Below are 24962 nucleotides of genomic sequence, written 5' to 3' on the forward strand. Positions count from 1 at the left end.
TCTTTAAGCTTTACTATTATGAATTTTTTGAATACGAATTTCGATTCTTTCACTTAGGAAAGTTGAACCAAGAATCAGGACTCCGCCAATAATTTGCATGAGACCCATGCCTTCTCCTAAGAAAATCGCTGCAAATATTACTGCTGAAATTGGATCAATATAGCTTAAGACGGCTATCCTTTGCCCCTTTAGTTCTTTGATGGATGTAAAGTAAAGAAAATAAGCAATACCCGTATGAATGATGCCAATGATTAAAATAAAAATAATCGATTGAGAAGTAAGTCCTGAAAAATTCAGATTTTCCCTCATCATGACATATGGAAATAGAATGATAGATGCCACCAGTAACTGAACAAGCGTTGTTTCAAATCCGGATAAATTTTTTATAAATTTATTGATTAAAACCACACTGGCATAAAATGCCGCGGCTGACAGGCCATATAAGATTCCGGTCAAATGGTGATAATTCCCTCCGCCGCTTTCACCGCCAATATTCACGACTAAGAATAATCCAATCATCGCGGCTATGATACAGCCGACTTTTGCAGGTGTTAGTTTTTCTTTTAAGATTAAAGGAGATAATGCCATTACAAAAACCGGTGCAAAGTAATAGCTTAATGTCGCATTTGATACGGTCGTATAACGATAGGATTGAAACAAAAGTATCCAATTAAAGCCGACTGCCGCTCCGGAAAGAGTTAAAAGGACAAGGTTTTTTTTCAAAGCTTGAATGGAGAGCCTTTGTTTTGCAATCATAAAGAAGAAAATTAAAAATACGCTCCCAATGATTCCTCTTAAAAGTGCAATCTCACTTGAGGATAGATGGATGTTTTTTACAAAAACGCCAAGACTCCCCCAGATTAACATGGCAGAAATATTTTTTATTTGACCTTTCACAGCAAACCCCTTCCTGTCGTAACAATTGATGTATTAATTTAAGAATATTCTTATATTTGGAAGGTTTCAAGAATTAATTTTTTCTAAGCCGATAGATGAGAAACCGCTCATTCGAATTATGTTTGAAAAGATTGTGAAGAATAATTTCCTCTAAAAGTTCAAACGGCGTGTGGTTTTCAAGATAGTAAATATAGTTCTCCGAAGGGTAATAAAGAACCAAATCAATTTCACGCGGTGATTTTTCCGCTGAAACTAAGATATTGTTTACGATTTTCATAAAAATTTGAATTGTAAAGGGATTAAAAAAATAAAAGTGATTATCTAATGGGTCAATTGAATACTCTTCTGCCAAACAGCAATAGAATTGAATTTTGTCTGTTCTAAGTTTTGCTTTTTGCAAGTAACGCTCCTGATTGGCAACTGCCTCTTGATATAGTTCCTCATTCATTTCTACTCCGATTACTGTTGGATGAAATAGGTAATGGGTATAAAAAAGAAGCCGTCCTTTCCCACAGCCAAAGTCTACAACCTGATCGCTGCTTTTCAATTTATATTGATCATATAAATTTTCCAGTGCATGATAGGGTGTTGGCTCGTAGCGATGGTAATGAAAGGACTTTGTTGGTGCCATTTGGTCCCCGCCAGTTTTAATATTCAGTTGTTTGTCATATAGATGTTCTTTCATGGTTTACTCCTAAAAAGGTGATTTAGTGTCTCGGCCCCCAAAGCATTACAGAGACCCCGATTAAACAAATGACCGCTCCAATCCAATCGTATGTATCAGGTGCTTTCTTATCCACACCCCATCCCCATAAAACGGAAAGAATAATAAATACACCTCCATAAGCAGCATACACTCTCCCGAATGTAGGAAACTTCTGGAGAGTTGGGATGATTCCATAAAGAATTAACACGATGCCGCCAATGATCCCATACCAAAATGGCTTGCCATCACGCAGCCAAAGCCAAATTAGATATCCCCCGCCAATTTCCGCTAACCCTGCTAAAATGAATAACATTATCGTATAAATATTCGTTCCCCCCTAAAAATCTTGTGCTAAAATGATAGAGAATATTTTCTATGAGAACGGTGGGGATAATTATTTTAAAAGAAAAACTCAAAAGTCTCCCAACATCCCCAGGAGTCTATCTCATGAAAGATTCCCACGGCATTATTATATATGTTGGTAAGGCAAAGAACCTAAAACGCCGCGTTCAGTCCTACTTTCAAAACTCAAAATCCCATTCTCAAAAGATTGTAAAACTCAAAAATAACATCAAGGATTTTGATTATATACTTACCGATACCGAATTCGAAGCTTTAATGCTCGAATGTCATTTAATTAAGGAAATAAAGCCATTTTTTAATCGAAAAATGAAAAACCCGCAAGCTTATACCTATATTGTGATTAAAACTGGTGAGCTAATTCAGAAGATTGAAGTTACCAACGAACTAATTTTAAATAAAGACTATTTATATTTCGGACCATTCATTAACAAATACAACGTAGAAAAAGCGATCCTAATTCTAAAAGAATATACAAAAATCCTTTGCTCGAAACCAACTAAAAAGAATGCACACTGCCTGAATTATTCATTGGGTTTATGTAATAGCATCTGTCAAGGCCACCCTAAAGCAGTCGAACAATACAATAACAGTATAAAAAACATTATTGCGTTATTAAATGGTACTGATAGGAGCATGCTTGAAGACATGAAAGAAAAAATGCTACAGGCATCGGAAAAATTTGATTTTGAAACGGCTTCGAAATATCGAGACTATATAGAATCAATTAACTTTATTATGAATAAGGAAAAAGTAATCGAATTTACGGAAGCAAATAAGATTATTGCGGTGGCTGAATTTTTAAACGATCGCTCATTTAAACTTTTTCTCATTAAAGGAAACATAATTTTTTACAATAAGAAATATAGTATTACTAGTATAACAGAGATGAATTCGTTCATTGAAAAAGACATTTTGGCTTGTCTTAAGAATATGGAATCAAATGAATCTTTTAAAATCAATAAAGATGATATCGATGAAGCTCAAATAATATATAGTTATTTAAAAAGCAGTGCCTGCAAACATTTTATAATCCCAAATAATTGGTGTGATCAAGAAAATGGTGATATCGATCGTGAAATAAAAAAATTACTAATCGGTGATGAAAACTAAAACCTGTTCAAAAGCTCTCTCATTCCATCCACTAAATCAAATGGCATAATACCATAATTGGATAAGGTTTTAGCTTTTTCCTCTCCAGCCTTTGCAAAATTTTTAGCTGTCCCAATCCTATCCGCTTCCATTTCTTTTATCGATGTATTTAATAAATTAGCAATTTCCCCCTGGGTGTCAAAATGACATTTCCATTGTATTTGCGGACAAGCTTCAATTGATTCCACCCGGTAACCCGATTTTTTCCATTGTATATTGATCCATTTTCTGCATTTCCTTTTGCCCCGCAATGAACATTTTAAACACTTCCTTTTAACTGCCTTTTTTATCATTATAAGAAATTCTAACCATCGATGCATGCCTCTTTTTTACAGTAGATTTACATCTAATTAACTATGCCTTATTATTCTCAGTTTAGAATATTTAGTATAGATAAATAAATTTAAAGTATTTGCTTCTCACCAAACTTTTCAGATGGAGGTAATCATATGCATCATTTACTAAATGGTATCTTCGAATTGTTTCTGGTCATTTGCTTTGGTAAGATTTTTTATAATTCCATTTTTGCCCCTCAAAAAAAGGAATTATAATGAAGAAAAAAATAAAATATGGCTTGGCTCTTTTTTTTTGCCAAAAAATAAAACACCTTCTTCAACTTAAGAAAGTGTTTTTTGGAAGATAATTGATTGAAGCATACTTTCAAATACATCATTCCAGTTCCTAGTTTTAGCTACCTGCTTGCGAATAAGCATATTGTGATTTTGATTCTTATAACCTTCTAATTTTTCACATTCACGGATAAATTCACTTGGTTGATTGTTTTCAATATAGCTATATACCGATTCTTGAGCATATTTTTTGGTTGAAGGCAAATTAATCCCTACAACAGGCTTGCCTGCTGCAAGAAATTCAAATAATTTTAACGGGAATACTGCCTGGTTGTATTGCGATGGTTTATAAGGCATGATCCCGATATCGATTAAGTTCATATATTTCGGAACTTCAACAGGAGAAACACTGCCGGTCCATAGTACGTTCTGTTCCGTTAATAACTTTTTAAAATCAGAATCTTGATTCGTTCCATCCGGACCAACGAACAAAAATAGCCACTCCTGCTTTTTCCTTGCCACTTGTTGGATGAGTTCAAAATCAAGCTTCGGTTTAATCCCCCCGATAAATCCCAAAACAGTTCCATTAAAGTTTTCCGGAAGAACATTCTCAACATGATTATGTTCACTTGCGAATAGATTGAATTCAACCCCATTTTCAAATGTAAAGACCTTTTGGGTTGAATCTGTTTTTTCTATAATTTGATCCTGTAAATATTCAGAAGTGCAAAAGATGGTATCGGCCCTCTGAATAATCCGATTTTCTGCTTTTGCAATAATGTTCTGTCTAAGAGTAGAGACGACTGAACTTTTCCCGTTCATAGGTGAAGCCCATAAATCACTGCAATCATATATAACATTGTCCCAAGAAAAGAGATCTGAAAGTAATGGGAATCCGGGAAAGGTATACCAAAGATTGATGGTATACTGTCCTTGGAATTTTTTTATATAGGAAAGGAAAGGAAACAATTTTGATCTATAGAATCCATCCATATAGCGTCCAAATCGAAACATCTTATTTGGCAGCAAATCTTGTATCGACCATTGTCCGATCCCGTTTGGCAGTGTTTTAGCAGAAACTTCCTTTCGAATTGGGCTTGGACAAACCCAAATCACTTCTTTCGTATCCGGTTGTTGCTGCAAAAATTCCGCAAGTCGATGTCTGCGATAACGGAGCCCATCATTTTCCCATTCCCCTGTAGCTACCACAATATGAATTTTTTTCATTTATCCAAAACCTCTTTTATATTCTTTTAACTACTGCATGATAGGCATAATGAGAGAAACACCAAAATGCTTTTAGAAAATTTAATTTCTCGATTTTGCGATACACAAACCAGTTCATTTTGGCTGCTTTCCATTTGTTTTTTGAAATGGAGAGATTACCAATCCGGTATTCAGCCAAATTTTCATTTAATCCATAGGCATTAAATCCCTTTTTTAAGATCGCTAGCCACATAGCCAAATCCTGTCTTGTTCGAATATTGGGCATTTGAATTTGACCGATCTTTTTTCGGTCAACCATCACAGTTAAACAACCAACGATTGTATTCTTTAACATATCCTCATAAGTAATTTTTTCTGGTGCTGATACGTATTTATTCAAAAGCACACCATCATTGCTGATAAATTCGTAGCCCGTAAAAGTGAAGGCATAGTCATTTTTCTGCATAAAGGTTAGTTGACGCTCTAATTTATCTAACTTCCAACAATCATCACTATCTAAAAAGGCAATATATCTTGCTTGTGCATGCTTTAATGCAAGATTTCTGGCAATCGCGGCACCACCATTTTCTTTTGCAAAAATGACTCGTATTCTGTCATCTTCTTCCGCATAACGTTTTAATATTTCCGGAGTATCGTCAGTTGAGCAATCATCCACAATAATCATTTCCCATTTTTGATAAGTCTGCATTAAAACAGATTCGATTGTTTTATTGATAACTTTGCTGGCATTATACGAAGGGGTAATAATCGAAATGGTTGGCTGTTTTTGAACCATAAGGTTTTCCTCCTTTTATCCCGCATTAACGGGCAGTAAGACCCCCACTTCAAGGCTTAGTGGAAACAGGAAGCATAAGTGGGGGATCAACTTCCCGTAAAAGCCCGATTGGTTCAACTAACAATCAGTGGGGGATGAAAAAAACCCCCACTGATTGAAGTTTCACCTTAATCCGACTGTCCCCGAACCAGTTCAGGAATCAAAACCCAAGCAAACGCGAGTGTAATTCCAATTAAAATCCCTGCTACCGCCCGTTCCTTTGAGTTGAGGGCTTTATTGTCCGTCATTTCCTCACTTGGATCTGTAGATTGTAGTTTTGACGCATCTTTATATTCGAAAAGTGTCGTTTTCAGTTCATTTAGAAAGCGCTCTTGGTCAACTTTTGTATCTTCGCTGACCTTTTCTTGACTTAATGTATGAATGGAATCTTGAATGATTTTCTTTTTTTCTTGAAAAATTATATGATCCAATTTCAAAAATGCTGTTGAAATTTCATTTATTACTTCAATTGCATTTTCTTTTGGAGAATCAGTATAAGAAAGTTTAATCATTTTATCCGATACAGCAGTTACTTGTAATTTGCTTAAAATCTCGGCCCGTTTCTCATCCGATAAATTTGGTAAATTCTCTCGGTAGAAAGGGGGATTGGTTAATAAAATCACTACGTTTTTGGAATTATTTAAATCATTATGATCATAGCTCCCTAAAGAAAGCGTTGATTCGGCAGTATAAGTGGATGCTTCTTTCCCAACAGGAAGAAACCAGCCAACCAATCCGAGAATAATTGGAACTGCTATTAAAAATAAAAAATATTTTTTACTTCTTTGCGCAAGTCTATTTACGATTAATTCCATTTCGAAGTGTACTCCTTAGCTTAGTTTCACCTTTAATTTTTCTGTTTTTGTTCTTATATACATTGAGCGTAGCAATTACAAATCCAAGGAAAACCCAATGGAAATATAGATTGCTCACGGAGCTCGGGCTAATACTGGAAATAAGGAAGGCAATTTGCCCAATCATGCATGCTTCAATGATTCCTTTTTCCTTCCAATCCTTTGTTTTTCTGAAGGCTTTATAAAGACAATAAAATAGATAAACATACGTAATGAGGTAACCTAAAAATACAAATATTCCAAAATTACCCAAAATTTCCACGAGCCAATTATGCACTTCAACAACATGGTTGGTGTCGTAAATGGATTCATTTTTCAAGTAGTATGAAATATTGCCTGCCCCTACACCAAAGCCAAATGAATCTAATAAATAGTGAAAGGCACTTTTCAATAAATTCAGCCTTACTACATTCGATGAATGGACATCATTCGCTGCAAACATATTTGACACCTTGTCGAAAAGAATCAAGGAACAAAGAGCCATTGCAACCAAACCAATGGTAATTGTCACCTTCTTTAAAAAAGAAGGCAGATGGATAAATAAATAGAATAGCAAACCTGCAAAAATCCCTAGTAAACTAGCTCGTGATTCAGTTAAATAAATGATGTAAACACATAACAATCCAAGCAATATAGTCGAGGTCTTGATCCACACATTGCGACTGTTTTTGGCTGCCGCTACATAAAACGAGAATGAAATAGTTAGAAACGTTGCAAAGTCGTTTTGATTAAAAAACACCGCTGTTGGATAAGACAACTTATATTCAGGACCTCCATAAAGCGATGAACTTGGGAGCTGAATATGAGTAAAATGATTGACCAAGCCAATACACAGAAGAAATATTGTCATGAATAGCCATATTCCATAAAAAACTAGCAATCTGGATATTTTTGTAAACGTAAACACTGCTAAAAAAACAAATAAAATACCAGTCACGAGCAGGAATAAATACTTAATCCCCTCTACGTATGACTTCGCCCATAAAAGCGAAACGATTCCATAGACAAGCCAAAACAGCAAAAAGTGCAGAACTTCTTTTACTTTTATTTGATTCCAAAATTGAGCGAGATTTTTTTCTTTTACAACTGACACAACGAAGAGAGCCGTTGCAGAGATCAATATCAATCGATATAAAAACAAACTAAAAAAACCAAAATGAATACTTAACACAGACTGATTGAGAAAGGTGGTCGCTACTAATAAAAACATCACACCACAAAACAGCCGGTTCGTTTCTATATGAGGTCTTACCATTCGGAAAGCTGGCGTACCAACTTCTTGTACAACACTATGATTAGCTTCCATAAAACCTTGTTCACCCTTTATCTCAATCTATTTTAAAATTGGGATTCGTTTATTCTTAAAAGAATACTGAACCGTCTCCTTTAAACCATGATTAAGTTCAAAAGAAGCCTCCCAATTTAACAGAGATTTGGATAGCTCATTCGAAAGGACACTATCCCGGATATCCCCTTGACGCACTTGCTTATAGATGGGCTGCATATTAGAATCAGCAGCTTCCTTCATCATTTGAAACAAATTATTAATAGAAATCGACGTACCTGATGAAACATTCACGCAAATATTATCGTTTGCCAATAATGCTTTTACATTTGCTGCTGCTACATCTTTCACATAAATAAAATCCCTGGTTTGCTCCCCATCCCCATAGATGGTGGGTGAGATATTGTTTGTTAAACGGTCAGCAAAAATAGCAACCACCCCGCCTTCACCTTTTGCATCCTGCCTAGGTCCATATACATTGCTGTAGCGCAAGATGCTATAAGACAAACCGTGGAGTTTGTTTGCCAATTTCAAATAATGCTCTACGGTTAATTTTGTAAGCCCGTAAGGTGATTCCGGACTTGTTGGGTGGTCAATGGAAACAGGCAATTCAACAGGATTTCCATATACAGCAGCTGAAGAGGCAAAAACAATTCTTTTGACCTTCGCTTTAATCGCAGCCTCAATCATATATAAAGAACCTTTCACATTAATATTTTCATCATATAGAGGATTGTTGACAGATTCTGCTACACTTACCTGGGCTGCTTGATGAATCATAAAGTCAGGATTTATAGACATAATTAAGTCGACAACGTTGGGATTGGTAATGTCGTAATGATAGAGTTCGATCTGCAGGTTTTCGATATTCTCATGACGGCCTGTCGAAAAATTATCGATGACGATTACTTGATACTCTTTTTGAATTAATTCTTCTACTATATGTGAACCAATAAATCCAGCTCCGCCGGTTACGAGTACTTTTTTCATTTTGAAGAACCTCCTACATTGCCTTTGACGAGGCAGAATTCTGTCGAATTGCTGGTCTCCCAACAGATAAATACGTGAAACCAAAATTTCTCATCGTCTCCAAATCAAAGACATTTCGTCCATCTACAATAATCGGCTGGTTCATTAGTTCCTTTACTTTTCCTAAATCTAATTCTTTTACATCCTGCCAGTCTGTTAAAATGACACAAGCATCACTATTTTTAATCGTTTCATATACATCTTCCGAATAGGAACACTGGTATCCAAGCTGCTTTTTCGTTTCTTTTATCGCAATCGGATCAAAAGCCTGGACGTTTGCTCCTTGTATGGATAAATAAGGAATAATATCCAATGCCGGTGAAGACCTAATATCATCTGTATTTGGTTTAAATGCTAATCCCAGAATGCTAATGGTTTTACCTTTTAAGGATCCTACTGCATTCTCCAGCTTTTTCACTAATTGAACCCGCTGTCCCTCATTGGTATCAATAACAGACTTAATTAAATTAAATTCATATCCACACTCTTTCGCGATATGCAGAAGTGCTGCAGTATCTTTTGGAAAACAAGAACCCCCAAAGCCCACACCTGCCTGTAAAAATTTATCGCCAATCCGGCTGTCTAAACCAATTCCTTCCGAAATTTTTGTAACGTCAGCCCCGACACGTTCACAAATATTAGCAATATCATTAATAAAGGATATCTTTGTAGCTAAAAAAGCATTGGCAGCATATTTAATTAATTCCGCCGTTTCCAAAGAAGTTTTTACGATATTGGAGGTGAAGGGCTCGTGCAGCTCCGAAATGATTTGAAAGGCTTTTTCGCTGGTAGCACCAATTACCGCACGTTCCATATTCATAGAATCCTTTATGGCAACACCTTCACGTAAAAATTCAGGATTGGCAACAATATCGAAAGGAACCTGCTTATCCGTATGCTGTTGGATGATGGATTTTATCAGTTTTCCAGTCCCAACAGGCACTGTGCTTTTCGTAACAATTATCTTGTAACCAGTTAAATTTTCTCCAATGTTTTTAGCCACCTGTTTAATATAGGTTAAGTCAGCTTTCCCAGAGGATGTCATTGGGGTGCCGACAGCAATATAAATAACTTCAGCCTCTTGAATGGCCTTTGTTATATCATATGTAAAATGAAGGGTGCCTCTCTTTACATTTTTATCGACAAGCTCTTTTAATCCAGGCTCATAAATCGGCATTACCCCTTGGAGGAGATCATTGATTTTGGATTGATTAATATCGCAGCAAGTAACCTGGTTTCCAGCATCCGCAAAACATGTTCCCGATACAAGACCTACATAGCCAGTTCCAATTACCGTAATTTTCTTCAAATTTATCCTTCCCTTCATTTCCCAGTCGTTAATTTAATTGTTTTCTATATATTTCTTTTAACTGAATCGCGTTTGTATGAGCATGGTAGTTTTTTTGTATATGCTCATAGAAATCCTGCAGAATCCTTGGTGTATATAGGTTGCGATTAAAAATATCGTGAATTCGCTGTACGAGACTTGATACGGACTTCGTTTCAATTAATAAATCCCGGTGTTCACCAAACAACTCCGGAACACCACCAACAGCTGTACAGATAACAGGAATTTTCAAAGCAATTGCTTCAATCACAACGGTCGGCATTCCTTCTGTATAGGATGGAAGGGCAAACACGTCGCTTGCAAACAAGTAATCTCTTACCTTTTCATTGTTAACCTGCCCCGTTATGAAAAGCCTGCTATTAAATTCTGGATTTCTAGTTAATTTTTCTTTAGCCGGCCCATCGCCAACAAACACTATCGCAAATTCATTGGAAAGGAAGTCTAATGCCTGAGCAAGTTCAAAAACTCCCTTCGCCCCGGTTAATCTTCCTACAAATGTGATCATTTTTTTATCTTCAGGAAGCCCGAGGTGTCTCCTCATTTGCTGTTTCGTTAGCTCCGGCTGTTGAAATTGTGAAAGATCGATTCCAATCGGGAGAACCGAGCTATCCCTTCCTGCTAGTTCCTTCGTTTTCGTTTGTAAATGGCCTGTAACTGCCAAAACGGAATCAGCTGTCGTAACGGATTGGAGAAATGCTTTTTTGGCAATGGAACTGTAATAGGGATATACGTTTACATCACTACCGTGTAATGTTAAAATCCATGGCAGCTTTTTTTTCTCGGCAATGATTCTTGCCGCACCACCTGAAGGCATTGCAAAATGTGCGTGAATTAAATCAGGCGCAAGATCATAATCAGACATCGTCTTCATGATTACTTCCGCAATCCTCTTGTCCGGCTGAGCCCATCTGAGCTGGCCAGGAATTGCTAAATAATAGGGACGGTAGACCATAACTCCCTTTCTCTCATATTTAGAAGGAATATTTTGATTTGCTTTATCTCCATTCCGAAAAGGCCGGATGAATGCTGGACTTCGCGGTATTGGGCATATTACGGTGACATCCACCCCTAAACGGTGTAATGCCTGAACCTGTGTTTCGTGAAAAACTCCACTACCGGGCTGACTATCACTTGGATATGCACTTGTGATCCATAAAACCTTCATCTTCATCGTCCTCTTGCTTGTTTTTTTATGAACCTTGAGAAGTAATTTGGATATAATTTAAGCAATAGCAGCAAGTATAATGCAGCACTAAAGCTCACTGAGATTGTTAACGGCCAAATTGCTGATGTTTGAAAATACCAAGTACTAAGTGCTTTCGTAAAATACGCCATCACAGTTATTAAGAGTGATAAGAGAAATGGAACAAAAATGGTCTTCAGATAATGCTTCCATTGGAGCTTTATTAACCAAGTCAGCAACCATCTTCCAATTAAGAAATTCACGATGCTCACCACTACATAGGTCCAAGCGACAACCTTTAGATTGTCCGATGCCACAGCGAAAAATAAAGATGCACCATAAAGGAACAGCACGCCAAAATCCCAATAAAATGCAATATTCGCCTTACCTTTTGCAAGAATAATAGAGCCATTCGGATTCATTAAAACTCTTAGAATCCCAACGATGGACATAATTTGCAAAATCGGGACGGCTTCCATCCATTTTTGACCGAAGATGGAGGGGATAAAGACATTCGAAACAGCAGTCAGGCCCATTAATAGTGGAAATGAAACAAGGCTTAACAGCTTTGTCATGTGTAAAAACCCATCATTAAGAGCAGCTTGGTTTTGCTGATTTTTTGAAAAAACAGGAAAAGCCACTCTTGTAATAATTGGATTGATTTTCAAGACAGGAATGGTAACGATTTGATAGACTAGGTTATAAATCCCCAGCGCTTCTGCCCCCATAAATCGTCCGATTAATATCACATCGATATTCGAGCCAATCCGATTGACGATTCTTGATAATAGTTGAAAAGCTCCAAATGATAGAAAGCTTCTGCATGCTGAAAGATCAAATTCAAAGGAAGGGCGCCATACCCGTTGATAACAGATAAAGTAAAGAATCCCTTTTAACCCATAAAGCACTACTTGCGAAAGACAATAGGCATAAATAGGAGTAATCGTAAGAATGAGCACCACCAAAGTACAAAAAGATATGAGAGTTGCCGCTGCCTCAATCACACCGAGCGTGTTAAACCGTAATTCTTTTTGTAATAAGTATTGGCTTTGCTGTCCGATTGGAGCGATTAAAAACATTATCGCGAGAATCCGGATTAAGTCTGTCAGTTCCTTTCGATGAAAATACATGGAAATAAATGGACTTGAAAGGAATAAGAAAACAAACAATCCAACTCCAGCTATCATATTGAGCCAAAATAATGTCGATAAGGTCCTATTAGGTACTTCTTCTTTTTGAATGACAGCCGAACCTAGACCCAAATCCAACAAAATCTGCGCAAATACTACAATGGTTGAGATCATACCAACCAATCCAAATTGAGAAATGCTCATTTGTTTTCCAAGTATTGCAAACTGGATGATTTGTAAAAATGTAATGATGAGTGTTGATATTCCTGTCCACTTTATTCCCTTATGTAGCTGACCTCTAATTGCTGACATTTATTTTTCCCTGCTTTCGTTAACGTGCACCTTCACCTGTTACAATTACTTTAAAAGTTTTCACTATTATTTTTAGTTCAAGCGAAAACGAGAGATTTTGAATGTATTTCAAGTCGTATTGAAGCTTTTCACTTGGAGATATATCATATCCCCCACTAATTTGCGCAAGACCTGTAAGACCCGGTTTTACTAGAAGACGATTAGAAAAACCTTTGATTTCCCTATCAAATTTTTCGGTAAAAAAAGGCCTTTCTGGTCTTGGACCGATGATGGACATATCCCCTTTTATGACTGAAATTAATTGAGGAAGTTCATCAATCCGTGTTTTTCGAATAAAGGCACCAACTTTTGTGATACGTGGATCATTTACCTCAGCCCACTTAGCGCCCTCTTTTTCAGCGTCGATTCTCATGGATCGGAGTTTTATCAGATTGAACCGTTTCCCGTTTTTCCCCATCCTTTCCTGGATATAAAATGGTGAACCTGGTGATTCAAAAACGATAAGGATTGAAAATACAACAATCAGAGGAAATGCGAGAAATATCCCGATCGTCCCGAAGAGAACATCGAAAGCTCTTTTTAAATAAAGATATTGCTCCGCCTGTTTTGATAAAAAGAGTTTTGAGGTTTGGGTAATAGTGTAATCATGGTAAAGATTAAAGCTTCTTTGAGTATTCACAATCAAACCCACCTTAATAAGATTATTTAATTCGTTAAGCGGCCCGTTATGAAAGATTATAGGGAGAGAATTTGGAGGTACTGTTGAGTTGGAATTAAGAGTTGGTGAACAATTGTGAATCTTCGTGAAGATTATTAACTTTTTGTAAAGAAATTTACAAAAAATAGGTAAAAATACCGATAAAAAACAAAAACAGTCCGACTTACTTAAAAGCCAGATTGTTTTTAGGGGATTTCTTTTATCAAGCATATTTTGGGTACTTTCTTTCTTTGATCACACTGGAATAATGTTTTAATAAATTCCCAAAAATCGTTTCCCAGTTTTGGGATAAAGCGGAATTCCTTCCTTCCCATCCCATTTGAATACGCAAACTATCATGATGTAACAATTTTTGAATGGAGTTAGTAAACTCTTCTACATTACCTGGTGTGCATAAGTAACCTGTAACACCAGGTTTTATAATATTTTTCACTCCGCCTGCATTCGCTCCGATGACAGGTGTTCCGCTAGCTAATGCTTCAAGAACAACATTTCCAAACGTTTCTGTTGCAGAAGGAAAGACAAATAAATCTGAAGCTGAATAAATTTCTGCTAATTGTTCTCCGTTTAAATATCCTGTAAAACTCATATTGTTTGGGGCATTTTCTTGAAGCTCATCTCGTAATGGACCGTCACCAGCCACTAACCACTCAATATTTGTATTTACTTCAGCAGGCATTGATTTTGAAATATCCAGTAAAGTATTTACGTCTTTCTCAGGTGCAAGCCTGCCTACAAAGGTCAGAAGATATTTTTTGGAAAGCCCATATTTCTTGCGGACAGTCTTTTTATCATAAAAAGGATGAAAAACCTTGCAATCTACTCCCCTTGGCCAAATTTCAAGATTAGTAAATCCATGTTGTTTTAGTTGATTAAAGGTTTCATTAGAGGGGACGAACACTTTGGAACAAGAATGATGAAACCAATTCATATATTTCCAGAGGAATTTAGATAGAAATTGAAGGTCATAATAGTTTAAATATTGATTAAAATCTGTATGATAGGAGCCGACAAGTGAAATATTTAATTTTTTTGCAAAATGAATCCCTGCAAGGCCGAGGTTAAATGGGGTGGCAACATGGATTAAATCTGGAGAAAACCTTAATAATTCTGCTTTAATTTGGAGTAGATTCGGAAATGCTAAACGGCATTCAGGATATAAGAAAAAGGATAGGCTTTTAAAACGATGAATATGGCTGGCAACATATTCTTCATTTTCGGATTCAGGCGCAAAGATTTTAAAGGTGATGTTGTTTGCTTCTAAATATTCGGTGAGCCTTTTTAGGGTTTTAGCCACCCCATTAATGTCCGGATAAAAGGTATCTGTGAAAATGGCTATTTTCATATAATCCCTCCTCATCACGCTTTCAAAAACATAGGATATAAAAACTAATCATACCTGTTAAACTTCCAAGGACGCCGCCAGCAAATACATCTGAAGGATAGTGTAAACCCAAGTAAATTCTAGATACTCCTACACAAACCCCTAAAGGAATAAGGGCAAGAGCTAATTGAGGAAAAAATAATATATATGGGATGACAACAGCAAATATTGCAGTTGTATGACCCGAAGGAAAAGAATGGTCTTGTAATGGGTTATCAGGAAACTTTGTTTTTTCGATCATTAAATAGGGTCTTTTTCGTGGGAACATCAGCTTCACAATTTGAACAGGTATGTGACTTGCTGATAATGCAATTGCGCTTGAAATAGCTATCAGTCTGTTCTCTCTTGGAGATAAAAGCATAAGAAGTAAAGTAGAAATGATGGTAAATTTCGCTCCGCCAAGGTGTGTAATGGAACGAAAAAAAAGATTTAATAGCTTCTTATCAAAATGACGATTTACTTTTTGAAATAGTTTACATTCGAACCCATAAAACATATCTAACATTCTTATCATGGTATTTCCCCCTTATTTATATTATTTTGTATCTAGATTTGGAGGTTTTCTTCTTGCGATGATTTGCATGATTCGTTCATTTATCCCTCCAGGCACATCATTTTTAATAGAATGGGCAGTACCTGTAACGAGAATCTTCATCCAATCCCTCCAAGTATTTATTTATCTATATTGTATTTGATTTTTGAGGATTTTTTCTAAACCAGGTGTAAAAGGATTGTAAATAAAATGTAAAAAAGAAAAGCGGAAGCGCCCGTTTAGCGCACGACAGGACTGGAGCGAGGCGACTGAGATAAAGGAAACACGAAGAGCGAAGCAACTGCCTGAATAACATCTTGCAGCTTTGCGACGAGCTGAACAGCAGCTTCTTCGAGTCTGCTGTGGCGCAGGAGCACTTAATGCGATTCGATGTTGACTTATCGTAGGGAGGCGAGTGAAGTACACTAGTCGCTGGGCGCTAGAGCACAATTCTCAAAGTCGAATATTAATATTTCTTACCATGAAAAAAACCCCTGAAATTTGTCATTCAGGGATTAAAGGATTCTTATACTTCACCTGTATATTTACTGATTCACGAAATTAATTGCTCCTCTTTTCTATACGATCCAGAAGAACTTTTTCGCAGTTGATTCAGCCAGCGATAGCAAATTGGGATTATAAATAAACTGATAAAGGTCGAGCTGATCATTCCGCCGACAACGACAATCCCAAGAGTTTGCGAGATAACCGAATCAGATCTCGCCGAAAGTGCAAGCGGGAGCAGGGTTAGAACGGTTGTGAGTGCTGTTGTCAGGATCGGACGAACACGAGACAATGTTCCTTGTAAAATCGCTTCTTCTAATTTTATCCCACTTGCTATGTTCCTTTCGATTTTATCTACAAGGACAATTCCGTTTGTAACAACTATTCCTGTTAACATCAAGAGTCCCACCAATGCCGCCAGATTCCATTCCAATCTAAAAATAAACATACCAATCACTGAACCGATAAACGCTAACGGAATACAAAGTAATACCGATAGCGGTGCTTTCCATCCTCGGAAAACAGCACTAATGATGATCAATACAAGCAAAATGGAAAAGAATAAAGCAAGTGCCATTTCATACATCATTTCATATACCTGCTGCGGAGCTCCTGCAAAAGAATAATGAACACCCTCTGGCAACGGTATTTTCTTAAGAGCTGTTTTAACCTCCTTCGTTACTTTTCCAATATCACTGGAAATGATATTTGCCGTAACCACAGCGTATGGCTTTCCATCTTTCTCTTCCATCACCGATGAACCAGAGGGAGTTAGGATCGCAAGTTGATCTAATGTCACCTCTTGACCGCCCCTATTCTGAAATCTTTCCCCACCCATTAAGGAAAAAATATCTTTCCCAGTACCTTTTTGCACATCAGAATGAATCACAATTGGAAAAGTATTTTGGTTAATGGAGATAACTCCTTTTGTCCCTTCGGCTGTATATTGCTGGATTCGATTTAAAACATCGTCCAGCTGAATACCATATTTTTCAATCGCCTTACGATTCAGTGTAACCTCATACTGAGTGATCTGATTTTCTGCATCGGCAACCCCTTGTACAGAGAGACCCGGTACAAGTTTAAGCTGGTTTCGTATCGTTTGAGCCATTGTTTCCAATGTTTGACTATCCGATCCTGTAAGATTAATCTTTAATTGCGAATCATCGCCAGCAATGCTTTGATTCGATACAGTGTAGACCGCTTTGCTAGATAGAGAGCTTAATTGTTTCTGCAATGAAGGCATAAAGGCATTCACGTCAATATTTTTCTTAACTGTTATCGACAAATTTGCAATATTTGGCTTCTGTATCCATCCGCCACCTGAATCAAAAACATCATCGGATTGAGGGGTAAATGACGAACCTAATCCGGAAGAGAATGAAGCTACTTTAGGATTGGCTCCCAATAATGCCTCCAATTTTTTTACTTCTGCATCTACTTCAGTTAATGCCGTATTTTTAGGCATTTCCACTTGGATTCCCAGTTGTCCTGTACGATTCGTCACTGGTAAAAAATTAACTGGGAGAAAAACTGCTCCCACAGATGTGAGCAAAAATAATGCCAGAGTGATTAGCGCCACTTTCCCCTTATGTTTGAATATCCAAGTAAACAGTTTATTTCCAAGCGGTTCTAGATAATCTTTTACAGCAACAGGTTCTCCCCTCCAAAAAAGATGGTAAAGAGCCGGTACCACCATGATGGATACAAACAGAGAAATCACTAATGCGATGACAACAGACCAGGCAAATCCAGAAAATGCAGCACTCACCATCCCGCCAATTAGAGCGATTGGAATATAGACCGCAATGGTTGTCGCCGTTGATGAGACAATCGCAGGAATCATTTCGGAAACAGCACCCGTTAACAAATGAACGCGATTTTTCTCTTTTATCTCATACACTTTTCGGTTCATGTTATCAAGAACAACAATCGAGTCATCGACCACTCTGCCCATCGCAACAATAAGTCCGGATACGGTAAGCAGATTAAGGCTGATTCCCATTACTTTTAATAAACCAGTTGTTGCTAATAAACAGATTGGTAATGAAATAGCTATTAATAGTGTTGAACGAACTTTACGGAAAAAGAGAAAGACACATATTACCGAGAATAAGCAGCCTAGCAAACCTTCTTTAATAAGACCTTTTAAGGATGAATTGATCTGTTCTCCCTGATCAAATTGAATAGTAAGTTGTACATCCTTATTTTTCAATGCAGGAATGTCTTTTATTCTGCTTTTAATCCGATCGGATACATCTGTAATATTGGATGAAGGAGTTTTTAAAACATCTAAAAGGACACTAGGTTTCCCTTCCGTTCTTGAAATCGTCTGCAAATTGACGATCGAGTTTGAGATATCAGCTACAGAAGAAAGCGGGACGGTTTTGCCTTCTTGAGTATGGATTGGAAGCTTCATCAAGTCATTTCCTGTTAATCCCCAGCCGGAAACTTGGATAGGGATAGAGTCTCTAGAGTTTGACACCTGACCTTCCAATCCAGTGGTATAGTTTTCAGCAAGTGACTGTTTTATATCAGCAACAGATATGCCTGATTTTTTTAAATCGTCCGTTCGAAGATTAACAGCATAGCCTGCCATTCCGCCACCAGAAACAAGAACATCTTTTACACCTGGGACTGTTTTTAAGCGATTCACAATATCTTCTTGAATGGCTGTTCGAAGAGTATTTTCTGTTATATTGTCAGATGAGCTCATTAGACTTATTCTCATGATTGGAAGATAATGGGTACTTAGTCGTGTCACTAACGGTTTTTCTATATTAGAAGGCAGCGAAATCCCATCTAAGGCTTTTGATACCTGTTCCTCTGCCTGCTTCATATCAAAATTCATGGGAAAGTTGAGACTGACCAGTGAGCCGCCATTAAAAGAATTTGTCTCAATATCTTGAAGACCGTCTACTACCCGTACAGCCTGTTGAATGGGCTCCGTAATCTTTGATTTTACTTGCCCGGCATGATAATTTTCTGCACGCACAGTGACCATTAAGGTTGAATTATTAATTTCAGGGAGGTAATCCCGTTGAATATGTATGGCAGACATCCCACCCCAAACGAGGATGAGGACAATTAATGTGACAATAAGAACGGCACGTTTTATCGTTTCATCAATGATTCGGTTCATATGAATTTTTCCCGGGGCAGGCCACCGGAAATGTTCCCCCCTTATGGATGATTTAAAAACTTACCTATTAAACTTTAAAAATCCAATTATAACAATAGCTACCCTGTGGGCAGCTATATGTTTTGATTCGGGCTTTATCTCTTAAGTGGCTAATTAATCATTGTTCGCTGGAGATGGTGCAAAGCTTTCCGGCTGTTCTGCCACTTCATCTGGCGTGTGAACCTTTTTATCACCAGGATATGGTTTATCAAAGCCTTCTGTTGCATACCAGACCGAATGGTTTAACATATTTGTGTTCACATCATCCGGTGAAGCATGCCGTCCAGTTAATTTTTTCTTGTTTTTATTGGACCATTCTGTCCATTGTTTCGAAAGTTCCTTTGCCTGCGGTGTTACTTTGTCTGTATTTGCAAGTGCTGCCGTATTGGAATTCGGCGAACCATTTAAGGTATCAAGCGGAATTTGATTTGCTTCAAAATTGTACGGTCTAAAATCAGGCTTATTTGTAAAAATCTCATTCATCGGTTCTGCAGACGCATCGTTTTGGTTCATGGCAGGAAGTCCGAGAATCTGCTCGATGCTGCGAACCATGTTGATGACTGTCCAATAGTGACTATCTGTAATTCCTCTTTTAACCCAAGGACTGATTACATATGCCGGCTCACGATGACCGTCCACATGGTCTAACCCATTTTGAGCATCATCCTCTGTAATGAAGATGACCGAATCTTTCCAGTATTTACTATGAGAAATCAGGTCAACAATTTTACCGACAGCTAAATCATTGTCCGCCACCATTGCTTGCGGTGTAGGAGAACCTGTTGCATTTCCGGCAGTATGGTCATTTGTAATCCACAGAGTGTTCAATGCTGGTAGATCATTATTTTTTACATGTTTTTCGAATTGCTTCTTGAATATCTCAAAGCGATACTGGTCCGGGATGTTCATATCAAAGGTTGGGAACGTTTTATCGGTAATCGGTCCAAGCGATGGAATATCATAGGTTGCCTGATAGTTTCCAATTGGAACATGAAGATCGCCTTGCTTTTGTCCTGAAAGAATTAATGAATCGTTATACCAATCTGTCCAGGTACCAAATGGTGCGGAACCGGCAAAACTAATCGTATCTTCCCCGAAGTTTTCTACTGAAACACCATGTTTAAGCGCCTGATCCCATAAATGTCCTGTAGGTGCATAGGCCATTGGGTCCCCGGCTCCACCTGGATAGCTGCGAACGTTGGCAGTATCGGTCTCTTTATCTTCATAATCTGTGTTGGTTCCTTGCATCACCCATTGATGTCCACTGGCGGACTGGATGCCGGAAACATAAAAATTATCTAAAAGCGGGTATGTTTCAGCTAATTTATGAAAGTTTGGAGTAACCGTTCTAGGGAATTGAGTTAAGGCCGGTTCTCCATTGCCTTTGCCTAAATCTCCAAGGACTTGGTCATATGTGCGGTTTTCTTTAATGATATAGAATACATGTTTAATAGTAGAAGGCTCACCCACACGTTCAGGCATGGCCACTGGTTTTTTATTATTTCTTGGCTTTGCGTTCAAGTCCTTTAACCCAAACCAGTTGTTATTCGCATATACCTGTTTGGTTCCTTTAATAAGGTCCTGTTTTGTAGGGAACGGAATTAACGAAAGGGAACCCATTTGCGCATAAGAAGAGTGACCTGTTACTGTGATTCCTTGAATTGTTAAATCACGTGCAGGTCCGCGTGAACCAATTCCATCCGCATTAGCAACCATTAGTTTCTTATTTTCATGATCTACTGCTAAATCTACAGGGAACCATGCTGTAGGCAATAATCCTTGCAGTTCCGGAGTTTTATCTGGTCCCTTCCAGTCATATACAGCAATCGCATTATCTCGGCCAAGGCTGACCATTAGCTTGTTATCTACTACCTTAACAGCGTTAGGTGCAGAGCCTTTATGCGCATTCGGATATGGTTTAATGTCAATAGTTTGCACCACATTATTCGTCTTGGAGTCGATGACAGAAACCGTGTCACTGTTAGTATTGGTTACGAATATGTACTGACCTGACTGTGTCATACGTTCAGGCTGCACACCAACTTCGATAGTTTTAGTCACTTTATTTGTTGTAAGGTCAATAACAGACACGGTTCCTGTTGTAGTGGCTCCTGTTTTAGGATCTACAACAACTTGTGTTCCGGATGAATCCACTGTCGTGTCGCCAGCTTTTGCAATTCTACCGCCTTGGTTGGTAACGTATGCAGTATTTCCATCTACTAAAACACTCGTAGGGGCATTTTCTACTGGAATTTTAGCAGTTAATGTACCAGTTTGCGGATCCAAAACTCCAAGGCTGTTGTCTCTGTTGAGAGCTACTAATAACTGGCCTTGTGGTCCTACAGTTAGGTCAAGCGGGTTGATATTTCCACCAATAGCGGGTTTTGGAAGATTATAAGTTTTTTTGATTGAAGGATTACCGTTTTCATCAATGGACATAACGACAACTTTACCCGTACCACCCGTAGAACCGGTTGCATAAAGCTGGCTTCCGTCTTTGGAATAAGCTAGTCCCCACATAGTAGAAAGTCCAATAGAAAAATCTGTTACGTTCATTTTTCCCGTTGCCAAATCTACAACATTGATGCCTTTTCCGCCGTAATTGTTTCGACCAACGATTGTTACAGCCGTCTTCCCGTTTGGATGAATCGCAACAGAAATTGGGTTCCCGCCAAATTCGATTTGTTTTCCAGCCGGTGTGATCAATTGGTTTACAGGGGTCTGAACGGAACCATCTGCCTGTTCCCCTACAAGATTGCTTCCAAATGCCCCATCCTGCGCAGCATAGACACCGGCAGAACTAAGAAGGAACGCACCTAAGGTCAACCCGGCCAGAAGTCTTTTCTTTTTTCTAAACTTCTTTAACATCATCACCACTCCTATCTATCTTTTAATACAAGAATAGATTACTCCTATTTTATTAAACTCTTTTTCAGTAATTGTAAATTACAACTAAAGAAGTACCATACTTTTTAACTATACCGATATACCCATTTGTAAAGTTTTGGTATGAAAATTTACCAATTTGTTACATAACTGGTGCATCGAGTTTTTTACTAAAAAAAGAACCCAATCTGGGTTCTTTTTCAACAAGTTCGTTTCTAATCGCTGCAATTTGTTTTGTTATTAATTCACTCTGATAGAAACAGAAGTGCTTTTATTACCAGCCTTATCCTTAGCAAAAACGGTCAAACTGGTACCTTTTTTCTTAGCCTTCATATTGATTTTGTAATTTCCTTTTGAATCTGAAACTGCTTTACCTAACTCATTTTTTCCATTATATAGGTAGACCGTTGAACCGGCTTCGGCTTTACCAGTAACATAAGTAGATTTAGAGGTTACTTTATTGATGGATGGTTTACCAGGTGCTGTCTTATCAACAACCTTAACAATAGCTTCTTTGCTAACATTCCCGGCTTGATCAGCAGCAGTTACTTTAATTTCTGTTCCTGCCTTTTGTTTGGTGATTGAAAACTTAAAGTTTCCATTTTTATCAGCAGTTGTAGATTTTTGCATTTTACCATTAATATAAAGGGTTACAGTTGCATCAGCTTCTGTTTTTCCTGTTACTAAAGGAGACTGGTCTGTCACCATATTAATAGTTGGAGCATTAGGTGCAATAAAATCTGGCATGTTCGTAAAGGAAGGAAGACCAGAGATATAGCCTACACCGCCAGTTTTATTGATACCAATTCCTTTTTCCATAGCTTCCAATAATTTTGCTTGATCGACAGCTGTAATCGCTTTTCCTTCTAGTTCATCCCCAGGATGCTGGAAGTTACTCATGATATAAGAGAAACCATTACGGTCATCTGCTGCAAAAAGGCCTGTTGATTCTGCCCCAGCAGGGTTTGATAAAATTCTCGTTAGCTCTTTTGTATCGACATTATACGCCCATACATAGTTATTTGTATGCATTCCGCTGTCTTCACCAATAAAGAGTGTTCGCATTGCTTCTGAGTAGCTAAGGTTGTCCGGATTGGCAACTGAATCAACCTTTGCCGTATTGCCATATGAATCAGCTGCTGGCATATCTTCACCTACAACTAATCCAGACATGGAGGCTGCTACATATTTACTTAGGATGATGTTTCCATCTTTATCTCTTTGTCCGCTCTTTAAATCCAATTGATAGGTTACACCTGATTTAACTTTTGGCAGTTTAATATCGTCAACAGGATCACTAGGGTTCGCTTCCATTCCTTTACTTTGATCCGAAATCGCTACGTAGACTTTGTTATCCTTTTCATTCAGTGTAACACCTTCCATTTTGTTAAATTCAGATGTCGCACCAAGCATTGCAGCATAACGGCGTGATTCTAAGAAGGCAGCCGCTTTCTCCATTCCAGGTTTAACTTTTAAATATTCCGTTTTGCCATAAGTGTATTGTTTAATGGCCGTAAATCCTTCTTTAGGAGCATCAGATGTTTCAAAAATATCACTGAATTTAACTCCGCTGTCAATGATTGCTTTGATTTCCTTATCTGAAGCATGCCCAAGTTTAATCCATTCTAAGTCACCTGAGCCACCGTTTTCAGTACCTGTTTGATGGAACTTAGCAGCGTATAAAGTTCCTTTTGACAAATCTTCAGCACGGTCCGCTACATACATAAACAGAGTAGTATAGGAACCGTCATCACCAAAGAATGCAGTGCGTTTATCAGGCATCATTTTCATTAATTCATGTGAGAAACGGCCAATATTATAGTGTTTCTCTACTTTTGTTTTGCCATTATTCTTCACTTTGATTTCTGGAACATACCCATAAAAATAAGGATTAGCTTTAGATGAATCCCCAAAATAAAGCTTCGCAAAGCTTTCCACTTGAGTTCTTGCTGATGATTTAGGGTCCGCTTCAAAGCTGCGGGCATCTGGCTCGTATTCTTCTGAACCTAAATGAGTGTTCCATGGTGAAAGAGATCCGTTACAAGGAATCCAAAGTCCATTGACACTGGAGAAGTCAATTTTCTTTACTTCCTTTGCTTTTAATTCACCGGTTTTACTATTTTGGTCCAAAGTAGTTAAGGACATGGAAGCTGGGACAATACCGTACGCAGATTTTCCTGAAGCATCTAATGTTTGATATTCATAATGGGTAACCATATAAAGCTTTCCGTTAATCGGATTTAGTAAGCTGTTTGAGTCTGGAGCATCCGAAACGAAATGTTGAGGCTTTCCAGATACACTCGTGTCGACGATTGGTTCACCATAATAATCAATTGGTGTTCCTGCAGCAATTAGTTCACCATTGTTATCTGCAACTTTATCTTCAGATTTAAATAGTTTTTTATAGGACAATGGGAACTTTTTCACTTGACCATTACTGTATTTTACATCTACTGATGCTGTGGTATATGTATCGACCATTTGTTTAATGGTAGCTGGTGCTGGCATTCCGTTAAATTTAACTGAATCAATTTTTACTTGGCTGTTTGTCGCCGCAGCAGCAGGCGTTAGTGCGGGAATCGTTAATGCTAATCCTAAGGCAATAGCCGCACCTTTTTTTCCAAAAAGTTGTTTCTTCATTTATTTTCTCCCCCTAAGTAAAAAACTTTTTCACTCACAACTCTATTAAATAAGAGTTTTATTAAAGCAGTATTTCTATTTTGTTAAGGCAACACAAAGTTACATTAAGTTTTTGTAAATTCATTGGAAATAAAGCAGGAAAACAGGAAATTGATGAGCTGTCATTAAGAAAAGCGCAAGCGCCTTGTTCAGCCCCGACAAGCACAAGACAAGCCGGCCGAAAGGTTGTTCTTTAACCTTTTGGACGGATT

Annotated in this window: 19 protein-coding genes; 1 reads left to right on the forward strand and 18 read right to left on the reverse strand. The window is 37.8% G+C overall.

The window, feature by feature from the left end:
• Positions 1-3: 3 nt before the first annotated feature.
• The 3 genes from BIV60_RS21050 to BIV60_RS21060 all read right to left on the reverse strand — a co-directional run bounded on the left by BIV60_RS21050 (position 4) and on the right by BIV60_RS21060 (position 1916).
• Positions 4-897 (reverse strand): DMT family transporter, encoded by an 894-nt coding sequence (locus tag BIV60_RS21050; protein WP_141770512.1) that lies wholly within the window; start codon positions 895-897, stop codon positions 4-6.
• 73 nt (positions 898-970) lie between these two features.
• Entirely contained in the window at positions 971-1582 is a 612-nt protein-coding gene (locus BIV60_RS21055) for a methyltransferase (RefSeq protein ID WP_071357682.1), read from the reverse strand.
• A gap of 22 nt (positions 1583-1604) precedes the next feature.
• Entirely contained in the window at positions 1605-1916 is a 312-nt protein-coding gene (locus tag BIV60_RS21060; RefSeq protein WP_071357683.1) for a YnfA family protein, read from the reverse strand.
• A 62-nt stretch (positions 1917-1978) separates the two neighbouring features.
• Between BIV60_RS21060 and BIV60_RS21065 the strand changes: the two genes are divergently transcribed.
• Positions 1979-3076 (forward strand): GIY-YIG nuclease family protein, encoded by a 1098-nt coding sequence (locus tag BIV60_RS21065; protein ID WP_218145954.1) that lies wholly within the window; start codon positions 1979-1981, stop codon positions 3074-3076.
• On the opposite strand, the gene BIV60_RS21070 is transcribed toward BIV60_RS21065, so the two are convergent.
• The 15 genes from BIV60_RS21070 to BIV60_RS21140 form a co-directional block, all read right to left on the reverse strand.
• On the reverse strand, positions 3073-3303 hold the full coding sequence (locus BIV60_RS21070) for a hypothetical protein (protein WP_071357684.1): 231 nt from the start codon (positions 3301-3303) through the stop codon (positions 3073-3075). The two genes, BIV60_RS21065 and BIV60_RS21070, sit on opposite strands and share 4 nt — an antisense overlap.
• A 429-nt stretch (positions 3304-3732) precedes the next feature.
• Entirely contained in the window at positions 3733-4911 is a 1179-nt protein-coding gene (gene tuaH / locus BIV60_RS21075; RefSeq protein WP_071357685.1) for a teichuronic acid biosynthesis protein TuaH, read from the reverse strand.
• A 16-nt stretch (positions 4912-4927) separates the two neighbouring features.
• Positions 4928-5686, reverse strand: a complete 759-nt coding sequence (gene tuaG, locus BIV60_RS21080) for a teichuronic acid biosynthesis protein TuaG (RefSeq protein WP_071357686.1) — start codon at positions 5684-5686, stop codon at positions 4928-4930.
• Positions 5687-5853: 167 nt separating this feature from the next.
• Entirely contained in the window at positions 5854-6540 is a 687-nt protein-coding gene (locus BIV60_RS21085; RefSeq protein ID WP_071357687.1) for a YveK family protein, read from the reverse strand.
• Positions 6521-7885, reverse strand: a complete 1365-nt coding sequence (tuaE, locus tag BIV60_RS21090) for a teichuronic acid biosynthesis protein TuaE (RefSeq protein ID WP_071357688.1) — start codon at positions 7883-7885, stop codon at positions 6521-6523. Before tuaE ends, BIV60_RS21085 begins: the two co-directional genes overlap by 20 nt.
• A 27-nt stretch (positions 7886-7912) precedes the next feature.
• Complete coding sequence (locus BIV60_RS21095) at positions 7913-8854, reverse strand: NAD-dependent epimerase/dehydratase family protein (RefSeq protein ID WP_071357689.1); 942 nt, start codon at positions 8852-8854, stop codon at positions 7913-7915.
• 13 nt (positions 8855-8867) lie between these two features.
• Complete coding sequence (tuaD, locus tag BIV60_RS21100; protein ID WP_071357690.1) at positions 8868-10220, reverse strand: UDP-glucose 6-dehydrogenase TuaD; 1353 nt, start codon at positions 10218-10220, stop codon at positions 8868-8870.
• Between the two features lie 10 nt (positions 10221-10230).
• The gene (tuaC, locus tag BIV60_RS21105; protein ID WP_071357691.1) at positions 10231-11406 is read right to left on the reverse strand and encodes a teichuronic acid biosynthesis protein TuaC; all 1176 of its coding nucleotides are present in this window, start codon (positions 11404-11406) and stop codon (positions 10231-10233) included.
• A gap of 2 nt (positions 11407-11408) precedes the next feature.
• The gene (tuaB, locus tag BIV60_RS21110) at positions 11409-12866 is read right to left on the reverse strand and encodes a teichuronic acid biosynthesis protein TuaB (RefSeq protein WP_071357692.1); all 1458 of its coding nucleotides are present in this window, start codon (positions 12864-12866) and stop codon (positions 11409-11411) included.
• A 19-nt stretch (positions 12867-12885) separates the two neighbouring features.
• Complete coding sequence (locus BIV60_RS21115) at positions 12886-13545, reverse strand: sugar transferase (RefSeq protein WP_071357693.1); 660 nt, start codon at positions 13543-13545, stop codon at positions 12886-12888.
• A gap of 241 nt (positions 13546-13786) precedes the next feature.
• Positions 13787-14929: a glycosyltransferase family 4 protein gene (locus tag BIV60_RS21120; protein WP_071357694.1), complete on the reverse strand. Its 1143-nt coding sequence runs from the start codon at positions 14927-14929 to the stop codon at positions 13787-13789.
• A gap of 22 nt (positions 14930-14951) precedes the next feature.
• Positions 14952-15473: a phosphatase PAP2 family protein gene (locus BIV60_RS21125; RefSeq protein ID WP_071357701.1), complete on the reverse strand. Its 522-nt coding sequence runs from the start codon at positions 15471-15473 to the stop codon at positions 14952-14954.
• Between the two features lie 580 nt (positions 15474-16053).
• A complete protein-coding gene (locus BIV60_RS21130) occupies positions 16054-19146 on the reverse strand; it encodes an efflux RND transporter permease subunit (protein WP_071357695.1) in 3093 nt (1030 codons plus the stop codon).
• Between the two features lie 153 nt (positions 19147-19299).
• Complete coding sequence (locus tag BIV60_RS21135; protein WP_071357696.1) at positions 19300-22053, reverse strand: bifunctional YncE family protein/alkaline phosphatase family protein; 2754 nt, start codon at positions 22051-22053, stop codon at positions 19300-19302.
• A gap of 258 nt (positions 22054-22311) precedes the next feature.
• Complete coding sequence (locus BIV60_RS21140; protein ID WP_083402375.1) at positions 22312-24711, reverse strand: Ig-like domain-containing protein; 2400 nt, start codon at positions 24709-24711, stop codon at positions 22312-22314.
• Positions 24712-24962 lie beyond the last annotated feature (251 nt).

This window comes from Bacillus sp. MUM 116 (assembly GCF_001866655.1).
Classification (GTDB): domain Bacteria; phylum Bacillota; class Bacilli; order Bacillales; family Cytobacillaceae; genus Neobacillus.